Source organism: Burkholderia stabilis, from assembly GCF_001742165.1.
Taxonomy (GTDB): domain Bacteria; phylum Pseudomonadota; class Gammaproteobacteria; order Burkholderiales; family Burkholderiaceae; genus Burkholderia; species Burkholderia stabilis.
Window position 1 is genome coordinate 2,230,872 of the sequence record NZ_CP016442.1, and the last position, 21,742, is coordinate 2,252,613.

The 21,742-nt window shown below is 67.6% G+C and carries 16 protein-coding genes and 1 tRNA gene; 6 read left to right on the forward strand and 11 right to left on the reverse strand.

What is annotated here, in order from left to right:
• The first annotated feature begins 258 nt into the window (after positions 1–258).
• Positions 259–2,346, forward strand: coding sequence for a UvrD-helicase domain-containing protein (locus BBJ41_RS10315; RefSeq protein WP_069746417.1), 2,088 nt, complete (start codon positions 259–261; stop codon positions 2,344–2,346).
• Between the two features lie 123 nt (positions 2,347–2,469).
• Here the strand turns inward: BBJ41_RS10315 and BBJ41_RS10320 are convergent, their stop codons facing one another.
• On the reverse strand, positions 2,470–3,357 hold the full coding sequence (locus tag BBJ41_RS10320; RefSeq protein WP_069746418.1) for a c-type cytochrome: 888 nt from the start codon (positions 3,355–3,357) through the stop codon (positions 2,470–2,472).
• A gap of 252 nt (positions 3,358–3,609) precedes the next feature.
• Between BBJ41_RS10320 and BBJ41_RS10325 the strand changes: the two genes are divergently transcribed.
• From BBJ41_RS10325 to BBJ41_RS10345, 5 genes are all read left to right on the forward strand, one after another.
• A tRNA-Arg gene (locus BBJ41_RS10325) sits at positions 3,610–3,685 on the forward strand.
• A 187-nt stretch (positions 3,686–3,872) separates the two neighbouring features.
• The gene (locus BBJ41_RS10330; protein ID WP_069746419.1) at positions 3,873–5,495 is read left to right on the forward strand and encodes a TIGR04222 domain-containing membrane protein; all 1,623 of its coding nucleotides are present in this window, start codon (positions 3,873–3,875) and stop codon (positions 5,493–5,495) included.
• A 397-nt stretch (positions 5,496–5,892) separates the two neighbouring features.
• Entirely contained in the window at positions 5,893–6,636 is a 744-nt protein-coding gene (locus tag BBJ41_RS10335) for an LbetaH domain-containing protein (RefSeq protein WP_069746420.1), read from the forward strand.
• A gap of 295 nt (positions 6,637–6,931) precedes the next feature.
• Positions 6,932–8,875: a tetratricopeptide repeat protein gene (locus BBJ41_RS10340; RefSeq protein WP_069747664.1), complete on the forward strand. Its 1,944-nt coding sequence runs from the start codon at positions 6,932–6,934 to the stop codon at positions 8,873–8,875.
• Positions 8,876–8,968: 93 nt separating this feature from the next.
• Complete coding sequence (locus BBJ41_RS10345; RefSeq protein WP_069746421.1) at positions 8,969–9,631, forward strand: acetyltransferase; 663 nt, start codon at positions 8,969–8,971, stop codon at positions 9,629–9,631.
• Between the two features lie 10 nt (positions 9,632–9,641).
• On the opposite strand, the gene BBJ41_RS10350 is transcribed toward BBJ41_RS10345, so the two are convergent.
• The 10 genes from BBJ41_RS10350 to trbE form a co-directional block, all read right to left on the reverse strand.
• Positions 9,642–10,784, reverse strand: coding sequence for a DegT/DnrJ/EryC1/StrS family aminotransferase (locus tag BBJ41_RS10350; protein WP_069746422.1), 1,143 nt, complete (start codon positions 10,782–10,784; stop codon positions 9,642–9,644).
• Between the two features lie 28 nt (positions 10,785–10,812).
• Positions 10,813–13,161, reverse strand: coding sequence for a tetratricopeptide repeat protein (locus tag BBJ41_RS10355; RefSeq protein WP_069746423.1), 2,349 nt, complete (start codon positions 13,159–13,161; stop codon positions 10,813–10,815).
• Between the two features lie 433 nt (positions 13,162–13,594).
• Positions 13,595–13,840 carry a DUF2274 domain-containing protein gene (locus tag BBJ41_RS10360; protein ID WP_011516115.1) on the reverse strand — a complete coding sequence of 82 codons (246 nt, stop codon included), beginning with the start codon at positions 13,838–13,840 and terminating at the stop codon, positions 13,595–13,597.
• A complete protein-coding gene (locus BBJ41_RS10365) occupies positions 13,837–15,108 on the reverse strand; it encodes a TraB/TrbI/VirB10 family type IV secretion system protein (protein WP_011516114.1) in 1,272 nt (423 codons plus the stop codon). Before BBJ41_RS10365 ends, BBJ41_RS10360 begins: the two co-directional genes overlap by 4 nt.
• Before the next feature lie 2 nt (positions 15,109–15,110).
• Positions 15,111–16,103, reverse strand: coding sequence for a P-type conjugative transfer protein TrbG (trbG, locus tag BBJ41_RS10370; protein WP_011516113.1), 993 nt, complete (start codon positions 16,101–16,103; stop codon positions 15,111–15,113).
• Positions 16,100–16,804: a conjugal transfer protein TrbF gene (gene trbF / locus BBJ41_RS10375; RefSeq protein WP_011516112.1), complete on the reverse strand. Its 705-nt coding sequence runs from the start codon at positions 16,802–16,804 to the stop codon at positions 16,100–16,102. Before trbF ends, trbG begins: the two co-directional genes overlap by 4 nt.
• A 24-nt stretch (positions 16,805–16,828) precedes the next feature.
• Positions 16,829–18,208, reverse strand: coding sequence for a P-type conjugative transfer protein TrbL (trbL, locus tag BBJ41_RS10380; protein WP_069746424.1), 1,380 nt, complete (start codon positions 18,206–18,208; stop codon positions 16,829–16,831).
• Positions 18,205–18,525 (reverse strand): hypothetical protein, encoded by a 321-nt coding sequence (locus tag BBJ41_RS10385; protein ID WP_011516110.1) that lies wholly within the window; start codon positions 18,523–18,525, stop codon positions 18,205–18,207. The genes trbL and BBJ41_RS10385 overlap by 4 nt, the downstream gene beginning before the upstream one ends.
• Before the next feature lie 12 nt (positions 18,526–18,537).
• Positions 18,538–19,275 (reverse strand): P-type conjugative transfer protein TrbJ, encoded by a 738-nt coding sequence (gene trbJ / locus BBJ41_RS10390; protein ID WP_011516109.1) that lies wholly within the window; start codon positions 19,273–19,275, stop codon positions 18,538–18,540.
• Entirely contained in the window at positions 19,272–21,731 is a 2,460-nt protein-coding gene (gene trbE / locus BBJ41_RS10395) for a conjugal transfer protein TrbE (RefSeq protein ID WP_011516108.1), read from the reverse strand. Before trbE ends, trbJ begins: the two co-directional genes overlap by 4 nt.
• Between the last annotated feature and the right edge of the window lie 11 nt (positions 21,732–21,742).

Here is a 21,742-nt window from a genome sequence, read left to right on the forward strand (position 1 = left end):
GCATCGATGTGCGCCTATTGTGTCCGATCGCTGCGCGAATGGGGCCGGATTGGCCGTCCGGACAGGGGGCGACTGCCCGAGCGGACAGGGGATGGCCGCGCAGCCGGCCCGCGCAGCCCCGTCCGGCGGCGCGCCCGAAATGCGCGCCGCCGACGTGTTAACATGCGCGTCCTGCCTGCGTGTCCGCTTGCTTCGCCAGCCTGCCGCGCACGGCATCCTCCCGGCGTTCCGCCGTCAACCGCAATACCATCCGCCATCATGTCCGCAGGCCTCAATCCCGCCCAGAACGAAGCGGTGCGCTACCTCGACGGTCCCTGTCTCGTGCTCGCCGGCGCGGGCAGCGGCAAGACCCGCGTGATCACGCAGAAGATCGCGCACCTGATCGAAGCGAAAGGCTTCGAGCCGCGCCACATCGCCGCCGTCACGTTCACGAACAAGGCGGCCGCCGAAATGCGCGAGCGCGTGGGGAAGCTGCTCGAGGGCAAGACGCTCACCACGCCCGGCAAGGAAGGCCGCAAGGTGCCCGTCAACCAGCTCACCGTCTGCACGTTCCACTCGCTCGGCGTGCAGATCCTGCGCCAGGAGGCCGAGCACGTCGGCCTGAAGCCGCAGTTCTCGATCATGGATTCGGACGACTGCTTCGGGATGGTGCAGGAGCAGCTCGGCACGACCGACAAGGGCCTGATCCGCAAGATCCAGAGCATCATCTCGCTGTGGAAGAACGGCCTGATCATGCCCGACGAGGCGATGGCGATCGCGGCCAACGAGGATGAGCACCAGGCCGCGCTGGTCTACCGCAACTACGTCGCGACGCTCCACGCCTACCAGGCGGTCGACTTCGACGACCTGATCCGCCTGCCCGCCGAGCTGTTCGCGAAGAACGAACAGGTGCGCGACCGCTGGCAGAACAAGCTGCGCTACCTGCTGATCGACGAGTACCAGGACACCAACGCGTGCCAGTACGAACTGCTGAAGCTGCTCGCGGGCCCGCGCGCCGCGTTCACGGCGGTCGGCGACGACGACCAGGCGATCTACGGCTGGCGAGGCGCTACGCTCGAGAACCTCGCGCAGCTCGGCAAGGATTTCCCGAAGCTGCACCTGGTCAAGCTCGAGCAGAACTACCGGTCGACGGTGCGCATCCTCACCGCCGCGAACAATGTGATCGCGAACAACCCGAAGCTGTTCGAGAAGAAGCTGTGGTCCGAGCACGGGATGGGCGATTCGATCACCGTCACGCCGTGCAACGACGAGGAGCACGAGGCCGAATCGGTCGTGTTCCGGCTGTCGGCGCACAAGTTCGAGCGGCGCGCGCAGTTTCGCGACTACGCGATCCTGTATCGCGGCAACTTCCAGGCGCGGATCTTCGAGCAGGTGCTGCGGCGCGAGCGCATCCCGTACGTGCTGTCGGGCGGCCAGTCGTTCTTCGACAAGGCCGAGATCAAGGACCTGTGCGCGTACCTGCGCCTGATCGCGAACGCCGACGACGATCCCGCGTTCATCCGCGCGGTCACGACGCCGCGCCGCGGGATCGGCAACACGACGCTCGAAGCGCTCGGCTCGTTCGCGGGCCAGGCGAAGGTGTCGCTGTTCGAAGCCGTGTACATGGGCGGGATCGAGGCGCGGCTGTCCGCGCGCCAGGTCGAGCCGCTGCGCATGTTCTGCGACTTCATCCAGCGCCTGACCGACCGCGCGGACAAGGAGCCCGCGACCGTCGTGCTCGACGACATGATGGAGGCGATCCACTACGAAGCGTACCTGTACGACGCGTTCGACGAGCGTCAGGCGCAGTCGAAGTGGCAGAACGTGCTCGAATTCCTCGAATGGCTGAAGCGCAAGGGCACGAAGCCCGAGGCGGAGGCCGTCGACGGCGAGGCGGAAGGTTTCCACAACGCGGACGGGCTCGCCGATACGGGCAAGAACCTGCTCGGCCTGATCCAGACCGTCGCGCTGATGTCGATGCTCGAAGGCAAGGAGGAGGACCCGGACGCCGTGCGGCTGTCGACCGTCCATGCGTCGAAGGGGCTCGAGTATCCGCACGTGTTCCTGGTCGGCGTCGAGGAGGGCATCATGCCGCACCGCGGCGGCAGCGAGGACGACGGCCCGATCGACAACGAGCGGATCGAGGAAGAGCGCCGGCTGATGTACGTCGCGATCACGCGCGCGCAACGCAGCCTGCACCTGAACTGGTGCAAGAAGCGCAAGCGGGCGCGCGAGACGGTCGTGTGCGAGCCGTCTCGCTTCATCCCCGAGATGGGCCTCGACGAAGCGCCGCCGCCCACGCCGGAAGAGGCGCCGATGTCGCCGAAGGACCGGCTCGCGAGCCTGAAGGCGCTGCTGCAGAAGTGATGCGGCAGAAGTGACGCGGCGCGGCGCCGTGGTGCGCGATGCGATCCGGCGGCCGGCGATCCGCAAAGACAAAACCCCCGCGATGCGCGTGCGTCGCGGGGGTTTTTTGTTGGCCGGCTGGCGTTACTTCGCCGAGTTGACCATGTAGTCGACGGCTGCCTTCACGTCGGCGTCGGATGCGCTCGACCCGCCCTTCGGCGGCATCGCGCCCTTGCCGTGCAGCGCGTAGTTGTAGACCGTGTCCATCGAGTCCTTCAGGCGCGGCGCCCAGTCTTCCTTGCTGCCGAACTTCGGCGCGCCGAGCACGCCAGCCGCGTGGCAGGCCTGGCAGGTCGACGTGTACAGCGCCTTGCCGGCCGTTGCGGCATCGGCGCTGGCTGGTGCGGCGGCGGGCTTTTCGCCGGCCTTCGGGATCGCGGCGATCGCAGCCATCGCGGCGGCGGCCTGCGCGTTCGACGCGTCGCCGCCCGATGCTGCGGCCCCGCTGGCGGCGGTCGCCGCGTTCGCGGCAGGCGCGGCCGGTTCGGGGAAGTTCGCGCCGTCGTTGTTCGCCATGTAGACGATCGCGCGGGCGATTTCATAGTCGCTGACGTCGTCGGGGCTCGTGCCGCCGCGCGCCGGCATCGCGCCCTTGCCCGCGAGGGCCGTCTTCAGCAGCGTGTCGAAACCTTGCGAGATGCGTGGCGCCCAGTCGTCCTTGTTGCCGAACTTCGGCGCGCCGGCAGCGCCCGTGCCGTGACAGGTCACGCAGACGGCCTTGTAGACTTCCTCGCCAGTCTTGTACGTGCGTGGCGCGTTGGCGTCCTTCACGTCGACCTGCGCGAGCGGGGCGATACGCGCGGCGACCTGCTCGTCGGATAGCGCGTCCGTGCCGGCGCCGGAACGGAACGCATGGTTCGCATAGTTGGCGAACAGGACGATCAGGATGATCGGAATCGCGAACGACGCGATGATGACGGCAATCAGCTGCCCGGGGGTTTTGACGGGGGATTCGTGGGGTGCTTCGCTCATGCTTGCCTCGTCTCCATGAATAGGAATTTTGAGCGCGGTGCAACGGCAGAATGGCAGTCCAATGAAGCACGGACGATTATAGACGGAACGTTTACATCACGGCGAGCGGTGCGATGGCGCGTGTTTACCCGCACGAAACGTGGCCCGGCGGGGATTCGGCGGGCAAGGTGGACGCGTCATGGGAAACCGGGTATCCTTGCCGTCTTGCCAATTGTGGGCGGCCTGTATATTGGGGTCGCTTCACTGTCACAAGCGCCCGTAGCTCAATGGATAGAGTACTGCCCTCCGAAGGCAGGGGTTGCTGGTTCGATCCCAGCCGGGCGCGCCAAGTCTAGTCTGTTCAGGCTCTCCGCAGTTTCGCCACATCATCGGCGCATCCTTTTCCCGCTAGCAGTAACATCCCGGCCGGTTGGCTGCTCTCGGCATTGCACCGTCACGCGGTTATGCGAGAATCGCCCGCAACGACAACTCCAAGCGTCGATCGCGGCGGCCGTCCGTGCATCGCGCCGACTCCCATGACTGCCACCCCGTCTACCCCGACCGCAGTCGATGCCCGTGCGCCGACCGATGCGCAGCAGGCGCTGCTCGCGCGCCTGCAAGCCTATTCCCCCGACGACCCCGACGCGCCCCTGCCGTACAGCCGGCGCCTCGCCGAAGCCGAAGGCTGGTCGCACGCCCACGCGCTGGCCGTGATCGACGAATACAAACGCTTCGCGTTTCTCGCTCAAGCGGCCGGGCACCCGGTCACGCCGTCGGTTGCGGTCGATGCGGCATGGCATTTCCACCTGCAGTACACGCTCGAATACTGGGACGTCTTCTGCGCCGGCGTGCTGCGCGCGCGGCTGCATCACATGCCCGGCACGGGTGCGCCGGACGAGGCCGCCGTGTATGCGCAGCGCTATCGCGACACGCTCGACAGCTATCGCCGGCTGTTCGGCAGCGAGCCGCCGGAGTCGATCTGGCCGTCGCCTGCCGGCTCGCGCACAGCGCCGGAATCGTCGGAGCCTGAGACGGCCCTGCCGGGCGAATCGGGTTCACCGGCTCGCAGAACCTGGCGCAACCGGCTGCCGAAACTCGTGTGGCCGGCGGCCGTCGCGAGCGTCGCGGCGACCTGCGCATCGGCGCAGGACTTCAACGTGCTGAACTACACGGGGCCGCAGTTTCTCGTGTTCTATGTGCCGGCCTGCGTCGTCGCGTTGTTGCTGATCGTGGCGCTTCAGGCGATCGAGTTCCGGTGTCGCCGCCGGGGCGGGCACACCCGCAACGCGTCGGCAGACATGACGGCCGACGAGGTTGCCTATCTGACCGGTGGCGAAACGCGGGTCGCGCAGGTCGTGACGATGTCGCTCGCGCACACGGGCGCGATCGAATTGCGTAGCGTCCCGAAGCACGGCGGTTATGTGCGGATCGGCGACCTGGCGCGCGCGGGGGCGCACGACGACCATTGCGCGTGGCTGAGCGAGCAGCCGGACGGCGAAGTGCGCTTCGAAGCGTTTCGCCAGCGGCTTGCGCGGTACGTGCAGGAGGTCGTCGACGGCATGCGTGCGCAGGGCTGGCTCTGGGCGCCCGGCGAGATGCGCGCGTCGCGCATGGCCGCGCGCGCGATCGTCCTGCTCGTGCTGGGCGTCGGCGCCGCGAAACTCGCGATTGGCCTGAGCCGCGGACGGCCCGTGCTGCTGCTGGTCCTGTGCATGGCGGTGTTCGCGATCGCGTACCGGATCGTCGCCAAACGCCTGACCGGCTTCGGGCGAGGTGGCGCGACGGCTGCCGGGCGTGCTGCGTTGCTCGCGCGCCGGATCGCGCACGATCCGCGGGCCGCGCGAGCGCCGCAGTCCGCCGGCGACATGCCGGAAACGCGCGCGGCAGCAGGCCGCGAACGCGACGAGCCGGACCCGTTGCTGTGGACGGCCGCACTGTTCGGCACCGGCGCGCTGGCCGGCACCGCATGGTCCGCGTATTCGAGCACGGTGCAGGCCGCGTCGCGGGCGTCGTGGGCCGCAGCGGCAAAAACGGGCAGCGGCGGTTCGTCCGACCTGTCCGACAGCAGTTGCTCGTCGTCGAGCTGCAGTTCGTCGAGTTCGTGCAGCTCCAGCTCGTGCAGCTCGAGCAGCTGCGGCGGATGCTCGTCGAGCAACTGAGCGCGGCGCCGGCGGGTGATGGCAACTAACGGCAGACAGCGTGCCGCAGGTGGTAAAAGCAACAACCCACCGCCGGGCAGGCCGACCCCTGCGGACAAGACGGGTTGACCGGATCGAAGCGCCGTTTCCGCCGAAGCCCACGTCAATGCGCCGGGATGAAAAAGCAGGCGCCGACGGCGAATCGATTTCGACGTCCGTTCTATCCAGCCCGCCCAAACGGGATCGCCCCCATCCCCGGAACAGAAGTCAGAACGCCGCTCTTTTTCGTTGTCGAGCGTCGCCGTGTGCTTTCTATACTGCATCGTCCACGATCGCGGCCCGTGTGCCGCGCCGTTTCCCGTTCCCGTCCCGTGCGGCCTCGCATCGAGCCGCTGCGCCGGCCTACTTGCGACCGCAAATGAACGTTACGACCTCCGACGATTGCATTGGCGTGCTGCCCGACCATCCGTGGGCGAAGCATTTCATCGTGCTGGGCTACCGGGATGGCGCTTTCTCGGCCATTCCGAACAATTTTTTCCGCAACTGGCTCGACGAAGAGGCTCAGGTTGGCACCTTCCATATCGGCCGTTGCTCGACGATCGGCGTGGGCTCGATCGCGAAGTACGACCAGGGGAGCCAGAAACTCGTGATCGGCAAGAACGTGGCCGGCGGAATGCGCCTGCGTTTCGTGCTGAACGGCCAGCACGAGATTCGAACCATTTCCACCACGCTGTTCAGCCTTTACGGAAATGGCCTCGACAACGCGTCGATGCCGCAATATCCGGATACCGTGATCCACAACGACGTCTGGATCGGCGACGAAGCGCTGTTCCTGGGCGGCAGCCAGATCGAGAGCGGATGCGTGATCGGCGCGCGGGCCGTCGTTCCGCCCAATTTCCGCACCGAGGCTTACGGGATCTATGCGGGTTCGCCGGCACGTCTGATTCGCTTCCGTTTCACGGAGAAAGTGCGCGAACAACTGTTGCAGCTCGCGTGGTGGGACATGCCGCTCGACTGGATCAAGCAGAACAACGACGCGTTTCTCGTCGATCTCGCGGCCGATGAAGGGCTCGCGCTCGACACGCTCGCGGCGCTCAAAGAGGCGAAGGACCGCGCAATGAGCGAGTCCGGCAGCCCGGCCGCCGCACCGACGCCGGTCTGATGGTTCGTTCGTGCTGCGCGGCCGGCCGCGCAGCGCGCATTCGCCGACGCGCTGCCGGCCACGCATTGCCGGCCGACCAAGGCGCCGCCACGCGCCGGCCGATCCCGCACCGCACGCCCCATCTGCCGAACAGCCGCGCGGAATGGACTCAGATCGCCGCATCGCGGCGATGTCCGCTTCGGTAGCCTGTCATTCGAAGCTGTCCGCGCCGAAACGGTCACCTGAGCGCACCGCGCATGCCGGAGCGCCGCCGCGTCGGCCGGACATGACGAACCGCCGCCTTGCCCTGCCTTTCATGACGACGCCTGCTCCCGACGATTCCGCGCTTGTTCAGCAAGCCGCAACCCTGTGCCAGAACGGACGGTTCGCCGACGCATTGTCGTGCATCGCGCCGCTGCTCGACGTGCCGGCGCCGGCCATTGCGGCGTTGCACGTCGCGGCGATCTGCGCGCTCGGCCTGAACCGGCTCGCCGATGCGGAAGCATGGTGGCGGCGCGCGATCGACGCGATGCCTGCGTTCGATCCGGCTTACGAGAGCCTTGGCGCGCTGCTCGTGTCGCAGGGGCGGCTGCCCGAGGCCGAGGCGATCGTGCGCCGGCAGCTCGCGTCGGTCACGCCGTTGCGGGCGTCGCACCATCACCGGTTCGGCAAGGTGCTCGAAGCGCTCGGCCGGCTCGACGAGGCCGAGCAGGCGTTCGGGCAGGCGCTGCTGATCGAGCCGCAGTCCGCCGACGTGCTGGCCGATTTCGGCCACCTGCTGCGCGTCCTCGGCCGGCCGGCCGAGGCGGAACTCGCGTACCGGCTTGCGATTGCCGTGCGTGCCGACCACGTGCTCGCGCACGCGAACCTCGGTGCGGTGCTCGTCGACATGCGACGGTTGCCTGAAGCGGAAGCGGCCAGCCGGCAGGCGCTCGCGCTGTGCCCGGATCACCCGGAGGCGCACTACAACCTCGGCGTCGCGCTGCAGAATCTCGATCGCCTGCCCGAAGCGGAAGCGGCGTATCGCGACGCGATCCGCTGCCGCCCCGGCCTGCCGCAGCCGCACAACAATCCCGGCTGCGTCGTGCGCGCGCAGGGCCGCCACGACGAAGCGATGGCCGCGTTCGCCGATGCGCTCGCGCTCGCGCCGGACATGGCCGAAGTGCACTACAACCTCGGCACGACGTTCGCGCATGCCGGCCGCCACGGCGACGCCGAACGCGCGTACCGCCGCGCGCTCGAACTGCGCGCCGACTACGACGATGCGCAGTTCGGGCTCGCGACGCTGCTGCTCGGCCTCGGCCGGTTCGAGGAAGGCTGGCGGCGCTACGAATCGCGCTACGAGCAGTCGGCGTTCGTGCATCGCCGCACGCGCGAGGTGCTGCGCTGCGCGCAATGGCAAGGCGAGCCGCTCGACGGCAAGACGCTGCTCGTCTGGCAGGAGGACGGCCTAGGCGACATGCTGCAGTTCAGCCGCTATTTCGCGGAGTTTCGCGCGCGGCAGGCGGCGCGAGTGGTCTTCGCGTGTCAGCCCGCGCTGCATCGGCTGATGGAAACGATCGACGGCATCGATGAAGTGCTCGATCACGACGCGGCCGCAGCGCGCGCGGATCGGTTCGACTTCTGGACGAGCCTGCTGAGCGCGCCGCTGCACGCCGGCACGACGCTCGACACGATCCCGCCGCCGGCGCGGCTCGTGCCCGATCTCGCCCGTGTCGCGCGCTGGCGTGCGCGCCTCGACGTGCTGCCGGTCGGCCCGCGCGTCGGGCTCGTCTGGAAGGGCAACCCGAAGCATCACAACGACGCGCACCGTTCGCTGCCGTCGCTCGCGTTGCTGACGCCGCTCTGGAGCGTGCCGGGCGTGAGTTTCGTGAGCCTGCAGAAAGGGCAGGGTGAAGACGAGGCGCGGCATCCGCCGGGCGGCCTGCCGTTGCTGCATCTTGGCTCGGAGCTCGATGATTTCGCGGATACGGCCGCGATCGTCGCGCAGCTCGATCTGGTGGTGTGCGTCGACACTTCGACCGCGCATCTGGCCGCATCGCTCGGCAAGCCCTGCTGGGTGCTGCTGCCGAATCAGGACGTGGACTGGCGCTGGATGCACGACCGCGACGATTCGCCGTGGTATCCGGGCACGGTGCGGCTGTTCCGGCGCGGCCGCGACGAAAGCTGGATCCGGATGGCCGAGCGCGTGCGCGAGGCGTTTGCCGCACATTTCACGGCCTGTTGCGCGACGACGGACGAAACGGCGCGTACCGTCTGACGGCACGGCAGCGTGTGCTGTGCCGCCGCGTCGCGGCATACTGCGGGGAACGCGGCGCTGCCGCCTCCGCTTTTCAGATCAATCGAGGCCCTCGTGGAAAACATCGTCATCGTCGGCTCGTCCGGTCACGCCAAGGTCGTGATCGACATCGTCGAACAGGCCGGCCGGTACCGGATCGCCGGGCTGATCGACGCGTTCAGGCCCCGCGGCGAGGAAACGCTCGGCTATGCGGTGCTGGGCACCGAGCGGGACCTGCCGCAGCTGATCGACACGCACGGGCTTGCCGGGGTGCTGGTCGCAATCGGTGACAACCACGCGCGCGAGACCGTGACGGCCACTCTCGCGGCCCTCGCGCCCGGCCTGCCATGCGTGTCGGCGGTGCATCCGTCTGCGTGCATCGGCAAGGCGTCGACGATCGGCGCGGGCACGGTCGTGATGGCCGGCGCGGTGATCAATCCGTGTTGCACGATCGGCGAAGGGTGCATCGTCAACACGAATGCGTCGCTCGATCACGATGGCGTGATGGAGGATTTTTCGAGCCTCGCGCCGGGCGTCGTCACGGGCGGCAATTGCCGGATCGGCCAGGGCGCGGCGGTCGGCCTCGGCGCGATGCTGCGGCACCGGATCGCGGTCGGCGAGCACAGCGTCGTCGGCGCGGGCGCGGTCGTGCTGCGCGACGTCGCGCCGTATACGGTCGCGTACGGCAACCCGGCGCGCCGGGTTCGCGACCGTGCGGCCGGCGAGCGCTATCTGTGAGCGTCGCGCGTCAGTAAGCGATCAGCTCGACGATACGGCGGACCATCGCGTCGGTGAGCGCCGGGTAGATCGGCAGGCACAGCACCTTGCGTGCGGCTTCCGACGCGACGGGCAGGTTGTCGCGGTTCGCGGACGGCAGCCCGCGATACATCGGGAATTCCGAAATCAGCGGATGGAAGTAGCGGCGCGCGTACACGTCGTATTCGCGCAGCTTCTGGTAGAGCGCATCGCGGTCGAGCGGGTAGTCCTCGTCGACGAGGATCGCGAAGTACGCATGGTTTGCGACGGTCTGGCCGCCGAGCGGCACGCAGCGGATGCCGCGCACGTCGCTCAGCAGCGCACGGTACAGCGCGTCGATCTCGCGGCGGCGCGCGAGCGCGCCGTCGATATGCTGCAGTTGCAGCATCCCGAACGCGGCGTTGATCTCGCTCATCTTGCCGTTGATGCCGGGCGCGACGACCGTGACTTCGTCGACGAAACCGAAGTTCTTCAGGTGATCGATGCGTTGCTTCGTCTTCGCGTCGGGGCAGATGATCGCGCCGCCTTCGAACGTGTTGAACACCTTCGTCGCGTGGAAGCTCAACACCGACAGGTCGCCGTGAGTGAGCACGCTGCCGGCGGCGTTGCGCACGCCGAACGCATGCGCCGCGTCGTAGATCACACGCAGGTTGTAGTTGTCGGCGATCTTCTGGATGGCCTCGACGTCGCACGGGTTGCCGTAGCAGTGCACGGGCATGATCGCGGTGGTTTGCGGCGTGATCGCCGCCTCGATGCGTGCGGGGTCGAGATTGAGCGTGCCGGGCGTGACGTCGACGAATACCGGCTTGATGCCGTTCCACAGCAGCGAGTGCGCGGTCGCGACGAACGAGTACGGCGTCGTGATGACCTCGCCAGTGATGCGCAGCGCCTGCAGCGCGGTGACGAGCGCGAGCGTGCCGTTCGCGAACAGCGACAGGTACGGCACGCCGAGGTACTCGCACAGCGCGCGCTCGAACTGCTGATGGAACGGGCCGCCGTTGGTCAGCGTGCGGGTTTCCCAGATCTTCTCGAGGTACGGCAGGAATTCTTCGAGCGGCGGCAGGTGCGGCTGCGTGACGTAGATGCGTTCGTGCGGCAATTGCGCGACGGACGACGCGGGCAGGCTGGCGGTCATGATGGTCTCTCTCGATCTGACGTGAGGTTCAGGCCTCTGCCGCGGCCTGTGCGGTAGCCGTGTCGTCGAACAGCGGCGTGTCGAATGCGGTGACGGGCTCGCCCGCGCACCAGCGGGTCCACATCGTGCGCAGCGCCGACGACAGCCCGGCTGCGACGATGGCCGGCTGGAACGCGGCGGATTGCAGGCAACGCGCGCGCAGTGCCGTGCGCAGTGTCTGCAGCGCGGCCGTGTCGCGGCCGAGCGCCAGTGCCTTCGCGACGAAATCGTCTTCGTCCGTCGCGATGTATTCGTCGAGCCCGACGTGCTGCAGCCAGCCCGCGCTGCCGCGCCCGGCCATCGTCGCGCCGGGGATCGTCACGGTCGGCACGCCCATCCACAGCGCATTCAGCGTCGTCGTCGAACCGGTGTACGGGAACGCGTCGAGACAGAGGTCGACGCTGTGATGCTGCTGCATGTAAACGGGGGTGCTCGAGCGCCGGTGGAACGTCAGGCGGCCGGCATTGATGCCGGAGGCTGCGAACCATTCGGTCAGCGTCTGCTGGTCGCCGTCGTTGCCGATCGCGCCGAGCGCCATGCGCGCGGTCGGATCCGCGTGCAGCACGCGCGCCCAGACCTCGATCACGTGCGGGCTCAGCTTGTTCAGGCGGTTGAAGCTGGCGTACGTCGTATAGCCGTTGCGCAGCGCCGGCAGCACGTTGACGGGCGGGCAGTTCGGCGCCGGCATGAACGGCGCGATCGCGGGCAGCCGCACGAGCTGCTCGACGAACTGGTCGTCGAATGCGCCGTGCGGCGCGACGAAGCGGTCCGTCAGGTAGTAGTCCATTGCGGCGAGCCCGGTCGTGGCCGGATAGCCGATCCACGATGCCTGAACCGGCGCCGCGCGCTGCGCCAGCGCAACGAGCCGGTTGCGGCCGGTATGGCCCGACAGGTCGATCACGATGTCGATGTGGTCGTTGCGCACGCGTTCAAGGAAGGCCGTGTCGCTCATGCCGGCGACGTTGCGCCAGGTCGTCGCGTGGGCCTTGAAGCGTTCCGACGTGTAATCTTCCTCGAAGTGATTGTGATAGAAGTGCATCGCAATGCCGGGATCGGCCGCGAGATGCTCGATCACGGGCACCGCGTAGGAGGCGACCGCGTGGCTGAACAGGTCGCCCGACACGAAGCCGACCTGCAGCTTGCGCGCCGGGTCGCGCGAGTTCGAGAACACGGCTGCGCGCTTGCGCTTGAGATTGTCGTAGCGCTCGCCGAACTTGCGGTGTGCCGCAACGAGCGCCTGCGGACCGAAGTCGCTGCTGTGCGCGATACAGAACAGCATGCTGCTGTGGGTGATGCTGTCGGTCGGATTGATTTCGATCGAGCGCTTCAGCCAGCCGATCGCTTCCTGCGTTGCGCCCAGTTCGAGCAGCACGAAGCCCAGCGTGCCGCATGGCGCGGCGGCGCCGGGCGCGAGCTCGACCGCGCGCCGGCAGGCCGCGATCGCTTCATCCGTACGGCGCAGCGCGAACAGCACGAGACCGCGAATCCGCATTGTCTCCGGGTGATCGGGCTGAAGCTGGAGCAGGCGCTTGCACTGCTCGTCGGCCTCCGCGAGACGGTTCATCATCCGCAGCGTATCGGCGAGCAGCATGCGCACGAGGATTTCATCCGGCAGCAATTCGATCGTACGAAAGCCGGCCTTTATCATCTCCGCGAAGCTGCCTTCCCGGTGAAGCGATGCGGACAGTGCGCGCCAGCATGCGCCGTCTTCCGGGTAGTCGGCGACCAGTTGCTGCGCAAGTGCGGTGGCTTCCGCGTGCTTGTTCTTGTCGAACAGCGCCGCGTGCTTTTGCAGCAGCGTCTGGCTGGGGCGGCGGACAGGCTTGCCGGAGTCGCTCTTCCCGCCTGTGCCGGCCGCGGTTTCCAGGACGATTGCCGTGTCGATGCCGCTCGGGGCCGTAGCGACCGCTGCAGTCGCGAGCACGATGTGGGGCGACGCCAACTGCGCGATCAGGCCGTCCAGTGCCGGGCCGTGCACGCCGCGCTGTTGCGCGATCTCGACGGCGATCCATGCAGCGGCCGTTTGTCCGCTGCGATGCAGCGCGTGGATGTAGCTGACCCAGTAGTAGCCGTTGGCCGGATTCGCGCCGATGGCGGCTTCGAAATGTGGCACCGCATCAGCCGCCTGGCCCGTATCGACCATCAACACCGCGAGGTTGTAATGTGCATCGCCATGCGCGGGCATCGCGTCGAGGATGGCCTCGTACAGCGCCCGGGCGTCGTCGAACGCGCCGGCGCGCTGGCGCTCGAGCGCGTTTTCCATGACGAGCGCAATGTCCTGCGCAAGCTGCTGTTCAGGCGTGAGCGCGGCGGAGGCGGGCAGTTCGGTCGAGAACATGATGAATTCTGCGGAAAGTCGGTCGATACCATTATCGGTAGCGTGCCGCCGCGCCGATGCCGCGAGATGACGGTAAAAGCCCGGTCAGTTTGGCCGATTGAACGGGCGGCCGCGGCACCGGGCGACGCGGCCGGCGGCAGGCAAAAAAGTGCCGGTGTCAAGTCTTTCGCGCAAATCACGCAGGGCTTGAAACCGTATATGGGGCAGTAGGTTAGCTCTTTTCGGGGCCGCTTTGCAGAACCGCGGCTTCGTCGGCTAGGAGCCACATAAGAGCGTCGGGAGAGAAAGCCGCATCGCACTGTGTCGTGCTGGATTGCCGAGGAACGGCGGGCCTGTCGCGTCATCATAGCCCAAGAGGCTTGGCGGCCTCCAGAATGAAGAACGCGCAGCTGAGGGCTGCGCGTTCGATGGATGCCGTTGGAATGCGATGCCATCATGTAGGCTTTGATGGCGCGCTCCGGGTCGTCGTGCCCTTCCTGAATCCCCGATCCCCCGCCATGAACGCCTCCAGCATGTGCGGGATCAACTTCTCTGCATCGACTGCTTCGCCATATGCCTGCGCGTGCAGCGCGGCGTAGCGGTCGAGGTCGGCTTTCAGGCTGGCCGGGCAGGCAAAGGTCAGCTTGACGTTCTCGGTCTTGGGCAGCGGCCCGAGCCGCAGCTTCTTGGTCGCGCTCATTGCGAAGCTCCCCGATTGAAGAACAGCGGCTGGTAGGGCCGCAGCACTAGATCCCGGTTGACGATGATCCGCACCGGCAGGCCCGGCCGCTCGGTCAGCGTCGGCTGGATGTTCATGTTGCGCCGGGTGATCTCCTGGCCGACCTGATTGATGCCGTCCTGGGCGCTGTCGCGCCCGGCGATGACGATGCGGTTGCCGTCCTGGCGGTTCTCCGGCGCGGCCAGCTCGGCTCCGACGCCCAGCAGCGTCGTCAGCACCGCGCCCGCGACGATGCGATTCCAATGCCAATCCACGTCATCCTCTAGACCGGAATAGCCGGCTGGATCGGTGCCGACAAGGTTGTCGAGCGTCAGCGAGGACGTGTCGGGCAGGATGATCCGGTTCCACACCACCTGCACGCGGCTCTGCCCGTAGCTGACCTGGCTGTTGTAGCGCCCGAGGATGCGCGACCCCTGCGGGATCAGCAGGTACTTGCCTGTAGCCGTGTCATAGACCGGCTCCGTCACCGTGGCGATCACGTCGCCCGGCAAGTCCGACTTGATGCCCGTCACCAGCGCGCCCGCGATCACGGTTCCAGCCATCACCTGATAGGGCGACGCCGGCAGCGCCAGATTGCCGGAATTGCGGGTTTCCGTAGAACCGGCTTTCAGGAACGCCTCCTTCTGGTCTTGCCGGTTCTGCACGGCGGTCGGGTCGCCAGGCTGCGCCGCCGTCGAGGCCGACCCGGCTGCGAGCGGGTCGAAGGCCGCGAGCGCGCTTGCACCACCAGGCGCACCCGGCGTCGCCTGCGCCACCGCGGCGGTGGGGCCTTGGCCGCCCGAACGGAAGAACACCGACGAAGCCGCAGCGGCTTCTTCCTCCTTGCGCAAGGCATCGTTGGGATGGTGGCCGGGGGCCGCGTAAGCGGCCACGGCCGGCTGCTGCGAGTTCACGATGGCCGGGCCAAGATCGCCCGGCAGCGGCGGCCCCAACTCGGGCACCTTCGGCTGCAGCTTCGAGTAGTCGGCCGGCAGGCCGTCCAGCCCTTCGGACTTCGAGACGCGATCGACGTTGTAAAGCTCGGGCTGCTCGCCCGCGCTGCGCCGCTGCGGTTGCAACGACCAGATCGTGGCTCCGAGCACGGCGACCGACAGGCCGCCGACGAGGATGGCCAGCGTGCGCCGGTTCAGGCGCGTGACCGGGCGCGGCTGGGCGCGCAGCGCCAACGCCTCGGGCGCGACCTTGCCCGCTTGCGGCCTGGCGAGGTCGGGGGTGTCGTCCTGGATCATGGTCAGTTCCTCCGTGCCACGCCATCCGTGCGCTCGATCCGCACCATGGCGCCCTTGTCGCCGCCCAGGCGCAGCTCTGCCGCGCCAAAGAGGCGATCCACGATGTAGTACGGCGAGCGGAAGCGGTAGTTCACCAGTTGCCCGTCGCCTTCCGGCCCTATCACGAACAGCGGCGGCAGCTCGCCTTGCGCGATGCCAGCGGGGAACTGGATATAGACCTTCTGCCCGTCGTCGAAGGCGCGCAACGGCTTCCACGGCGGATTGCTGCCGCTGATTGCGTAGCGGAAGCGCAGGTTCTCTAGCGCCAGCCCGGCATCGACCGGCGCGGCGGCATTGGCCGCCTGCGCTTGGCGCTGTAGCGCCAGCATCCGGTCGCGCGGGTACTCCCAGGACACCGACGCCATCCACGTCTTTTCCGTCGAAGCCAGCTCCAGCAGGTACGTCCTGCGGCTGGTGGTGATGACGAGATTGGTCTTGAGGCCTGAGCGAATCGGCTTGACCAGCACGTTCACGCGCAGATCGGCACCGCTGCCGCTGGACGTGTCGCCCACGATCCAGCGCACGGTATCGCCAGCGGCCACCGTCACCAGTTCCTCGCCCGGCTGGAGCGAAACCACGGTCACGCGGCCCACGGCCGCATAGACCTGATAGAGCGCCCCGTCCGTGAAGGGCCAAACCTGAATCGCATTGACGTAGCCCTCGCGCGTGGGGGCTACGCGGGCCTCGGCATTGGCGCGCGAGACGCGCACCTTCTCGTCAGCCGGCTCCGGCGCAGGTTTGGCGTCCTCAGCTTCGGGCAACGGCTTCAACTGCGCCGGCATCGGTAGAACCTCGGGCACGGCCACCACCTCCACCGGCGCGGGCGGCTCCGGCAGCGGCTGGGCCTGCACCGGCTCATCGAGCGAGATGGTCGGCGGTGGCTTGCCCTGCGAGGCGCAGCCCACGAGGGCAAGCAGGATCACCGGCAAAGCGGATTTACGGAAAAGATCATTCATGGCTTGGCTCCTTCGGAAGAATCCAGTTCGCGGCTCCACGACAGGCCGTTGACGTAGATGCCCAGGGGGTTCTTGCGCAGGCGTTCTTCGGTGCGCGGCGGCTGGAGCACGATGGACACCACGGCCGTCCACCGCTCCAGGCCCGCCGCGGCGCCGTTGACGTAGCGGCGTTCCGTCCAGCGCACGTTGAAAGACGTGTCGCTGGCGCGCACGACGCTGGTGATCTGCACCGTCACCGACTCCTTGCCGATGCGCGCGAACGGGTCGTTGACTCGCGCGTAGTCGTTGAGCACGGCCGCGCCCTTGTCGGTCGTGTAATCGTAGGCGTCCAGCCAGTTCTGGCGGACGACGATGGGGTCGATGGACAGCGAGCGCACCAGCGTCACGAAGCGCGCGATGTGGTGCGCCGTCTGTGCATCGTTGGGCCGGTACGGCGTGGCGGCTTCGCCCACGGCGCGCACCTGGCCCGCGTTGTCCACCTCCACGACGTAGGGCGTCACGAAGGACTGCGCCGAGCGCCACACCAGGCCGCCGGCCATCAACAGCGCGAGCGTCAGACAGCCGAAGGCCATCAGGCGCCAGTTCTTCGCCTGCACGCGCGGCGAGCCGATACGGTCGTCCCACACCTGGCCGGCAGCTTGGTACGGCGTGGCAGGCTGCGGCGTGTCGGCATAGCGCACCTGCGGTTTTCTGAATCGCATGGTCAGTTCTCCTTGTGAATCGCTTTACTCGTCGGAGCCGCGCAGGCTCGGGCCTTGCCCCGAGCCGCCACCGTCACCGCCGCGCAGCGTGTGCGCGGCGGTGGTCGCGGCGTGGGTGAGTTGCTGGCGGCGATGCAGCCGCTTGGCCCAGGCGGGTTGTTCCGGCTTCTGTGCAGCGGCGTCGCCTGCGGGGGCTTCTCCTGCGGAGGCTTGGCCGGCTGACGCGCCAGCGTCGGCCATCGAGCCATTCCAGCCAGCACGGAACGGAGCGGCCATCCGCTGCCCGGCAGCGGAAACACGGGATGCAGCCGCGTATCCGGCGGCCTGCGCGCCGGTCTTGGCGACGTTGCCCAGGCCCGCCATCGCGCCCTTTGCGCCGCCGCCAGCGGCGGCGGAACCGGCCTGGAACGCCGACTTCGCACTGCCGGCCGCCGTCGTGGCGGCGCGCGCACCGCTTCCGGCCAGCTTGGCGGCAGCCGGGGCCATGCGCGCGCCAGCAGCCACGGCGCCACCCACGCCCGTCGCGGCGGCGCCGATGGCGACAGCCGTGCCGGCAGCGCCGACAGCAGCACCGGCCATTGCGCCAGCGCCGAGCTGCGGCGCACCGGACACGAGGCCCGTGGCGACGCCGGGGCCGAAGATCCCCAGCGCCAGCAAGGTGAGCGAGGCCAGCATGATGACCAGCGCGTGGTCGATGGACGGTTCGGCGGGATGGACTTGAAACTGCGCGAACAGGCCCGAGCCGATGCCCACGATCACGGCCAGCACCAGTACCTTGACGCCGGACGACACCACGTTGCCCAGCACCTTCTCGGCGAGGAAGCTGGTCTTGTTCCACAGCGCGAACGGCACCAACACGAAGCCCGCGAGTGTGGTCAGCTTGAACTCGATCAGCGTGATGAAAAGCTGGATCGCCAGCACGAAGAAGCACAGGACCACGACCAACCAAGCGAGGAACATCACCACGATGGGATCGAGGTTCACGAACACCTCGGGAAACCCGGCCATCTCGCCGATCTGTTCCAGAATTGGCGCCCCGGCGTCGATGCCGGTCTTGGCCAGCCGGCCCGGCTGGAGGAAGTTCTCCATCGTGATGGCCGAGCCGGTGGCGGTGATGCCCAACCCGGCGAACGAGCGGAACACGATGCTGGCCAGCCAGTTGAAGTTGTTGAGGATATAGGCGAAGGCACCGACGTAGAGCACCTTGCGCAGCAGCTTGGCGATCACGTCCTCGCCCTGGCCGGTGGCATGGCTCATGGCCCAATACAGGCCGGCGATCGTCATGTCGATGACGATCAGCGTGGCCGTGAGGAACGCCACTTCGCCCCGCAGCAGTCCGAAACCCGAGTCGATGTAGGTGGCGAAGGTGTTGAGGAACTGGTCGATGATGGTCACGTCATTCATGGCGTGTCCTCCGGTTCGACGGGAACGGCCGGCGCCATGCCATCGGCCGATTCCTCGAAGCTCGGCGGGATCGGCGGCAGGTCGGGCAGCGTCAGGTATTCATCAGGCCCGGCCTGGCCAGAAAAGAAGCGCCGCCGGAAGGCTTCGGTAGCGGCGCGGCAGGCGTCCTCGCCCGTAGCCTGTCGGTCGGCCGCGCATTGCGCGCGCAATGCCTTGAGCCGCACGGGATCGGCGGCCAAGGCATCGGCAAGATTGTCGGCCGGCTGCTCGCTGCAAGCGGCCAGCAGCACAGCACACAGGACGAGGACACATCGCATGGCGGCCTCCCGTCAGTCGCGGTAGAAGTTCACGGTCTGCGGCGTGTACGGCGTGCCTTCGCCCAGGAAGCGCCGCCGCACTTCGCGGGCACGTTCCGTGGCCGCCGCCTGTCGCGCCAGCTCCAGCGAGGCGGCCCGGTCTTGTGTGATCTGGAGCCGTTGCGCCTGTATCGATTGCTTGGCCTGCAAGGCGAGCAACTGATTCATGGCCTGCATGGCCTGCAATGCACCGTGGGCCGACTGGCTCTTGCTCACAAGGTCGGCCAGCACGCTTTCGTCTTCGCCCAGGTTCTGCGACACCTGCGCCTGCATCTGCATGGTGGTCTGCAAGCCGTTGAGCGTGTTCCGCCAACGCTCCTGCGCGTCGCGGTACATCTGGTCGCCGCTGACGGTGGCGGCGTACTGCTCGGGATACAGGCGCGCGAACTCCCGATCGAGGTTCGTCACGTCGTAGGCCAAGCCGCGAGCCTGAGCGATCAGCCGCTCGGTCGTCGCCAGATTGGCGCGCAACTGGTTCACCACGCTGGACGGCAGGCTGGCGAGGTTGCGCGCCTGGTTCATCAGCATCTGCGCTTCGTTCTGAAGCTGCTGGATCTGGTTGTTGATCTGCTCCAGCGTGCGAATCGCGGTCAGCGTGTTCTGCACGAAGTTGGACGGATCGAACACCGTGATGGCAGATGCCGGTTGTACGGCCAGCAGCGATACCGACAGCGCGGCGGCGAGAGAAATGGAAAGCGCACGGATCTTCATAGCTGGTTCTCCAATAGGTGGTCAGCGGTACGGAGGGAACCCGGCGCGAGGCCGGGGAACGAGGGCAGCAGATCGGCCGCCCAATCGAGGCCGCAATGGCGCAGCCAGCCGCCTGCGAAGCCGGGCGTGCCGGCGTCCAGCAGCACGCGGTCCATGTCGCGCTGGTCTTGCGGCGTGGAAGCGCCCGCAAAGGCCAGCGTCGCCGGCCCCAGGTCGAGGTCGAATAGGCGGTTGCCGAAGCGGGATTGGTAGTAGTAGTCGCGCTTGGGCTGCGCGGTGGCGACGATTTCGATCTGCCGTGAGTTCAGGCCGAAGCCCTCGTAGATCGTACGAATCTGCGGCTCGGTCGCCTGCGGGTTCGGCAGGAAGATGCGGCTTGCGCAGCTCTCGATGATCGCGGGTGCGATGCTCGAATCCTTGATGTCCGCCAGCGATTGCGTGGCGAAGATGACACTGACGTTCTTTTTCCTGAGCGTCTTGAGCCATTGCCGGATACGCGCGGCAAACACCGGGTCATCGAGGAACAGCCACGCTTCATCGAGGATCAGCAGCGTGGGCGCACCGTCGAAGCGTTCATCGAAGCGCGCAAAGAGGTAATGCAGCACGGCCATGACGGCGGCCTTGTTGTGCATCAGTTCCTCCATCTCGAAGCACTGCACGTCGGCCATGCCTAGCCGGTCATGGTCGGCGTCCAGCAGCTTGCCGTGGGCACCGCCGAGCACATAGGGCGACAGCGCCTGACGCAGCGTGTTCGATTGCAGCAGCACGGAAAGCCCCGTCATCGTGCGCTGCTCCAACGGCGCACCGGCGAGGCTTCCCAGCGCCGACCAGATAGCCGCTTTCTCGTCGGGACCGACCGCCACGCCTTCATGCAGCAAGCGGCCTTCGATCCATTCGGCCGCCCAGGTGCGGTAGCCCTCGCGGTCGATGTGTGCCAAGGGCTGGAAGGCGATTTCGCCGTCCGTCCCGAGGTCGTAGTGCTCGCCGCCCAGCCCGAGAACCGTGGCGCGCATCGAGCGGCCCATGTCGAACGCGAAGATGCGCGAGCCGCGATAGCGGCGGAACTGCATTGCCAGCGTGGCGAGCAAAACCGACTTGCCCATGCCGGTCGGCCCCGCGACCAGCGTGTGGCCCACGTCGCCGATGTGAGTGACCAAGCGAAAAGGCGTGGCGCCATCGGTGCGCGTGACGATCAGCGGCGGGCCGTCCAGGTGCTCGTCCTTTTCCGGCCCGGCCCATACCGCCGACACCGGCATCATGTGAGCCAGGTTCAGCGTCGAGACGATGGGCTGCCGCACGTTGGCGTAGGCGTTGCCCGGAATGGACGACAGCCACGCATCCACGGCGTTGAGCGTTTCCGGGATGGTGATGAAGCCGCGTCCCTGAATGACGCGCTCAACCATGCGCAGCTTCTCGTCGGCCACGGCCGGGTCGGCATCGAGCACCGTCACCGTCGCGGTGAGGTAGCCGAAGGCGACTTGATCGCTGCCCAGCTCCTGCAAGGCCGCGTCTGCATCCGCCGCCTTGTTGCTGGCGTCGGTATCCACCAGCGGGCTTTCTTGCTGGAAGATCGTTTCGCGCAGCAGCGCGATGACGTTCTTGCGCTTGGCGAACCACTGGCGGCGCAGGCGCCCCAACTCCCGTTCCGCCTCGGCTTTGTCGAGGCACAGGAAGCGCGTGCTCCAGCGGTAGGCAAAGCCGAGGCGGTTGAGGTCGTCCAGAATCCCCGGCCAGGTCGAGGTCGGGAAGCCCCGCACCGACACCACGCGCAGGTGCTGGTCGCCCAGCATCGGTGCCAGGCCACCGACCAGCGCGGAATCGGTCAGCAGCGCGTCGATGTGGAACGGCACTTCGGGCACGCCGACGCGATAGCGCCGCGTCGAGATGGTGGCGTGTAGGTAGGTCAGCGTCTGGCTGTCATCGAGCCAGGTGATTTCCGGCATCACGCCATCGAGCAGGTCAAAGACGCGATCCGTCTCCGCGACGAAGGCTTGCAGGCGCTCGCGCCAGTCCACGCCATTCGTCGGCGTGTTCTCGTAGAGCATCTTGGCGGCACGGGCGCGCGATTCCTCGGGCGGCAGGTACACCAGCGTCAGGTGATAGCCGCTCTCGAAGTGGTTGCCCGAGTCCTCGAAGGTGGCGCGGCGTTCCTCGTCCACCAGCCACGACAGTGGCTCGGGAAACTCCGAGTGCGGATAGTCGGCGGCGGGTCGGCGCTCTGCTTCAATGAACAGCGCCCAGCCCGAACCCATGCGGCGCAGGGCGTTGTTCAGGCGTGCCGACGTGGCGATCAACTCGCCTTGCGTCGCGCTGTCGAGGTCAGGCCCGCGAAACCGGGCCGTGCGCTGGAAACTGCCGTCCTTGTTCAAGACGACGCCCGGCGCAACCAATCCAGCCCACGGCAGCCAGTCGGCGAGCAATGCGGGTCGCTGGCGGTATTCGGCAAGGTTCAGCATGGCGGCGTCCC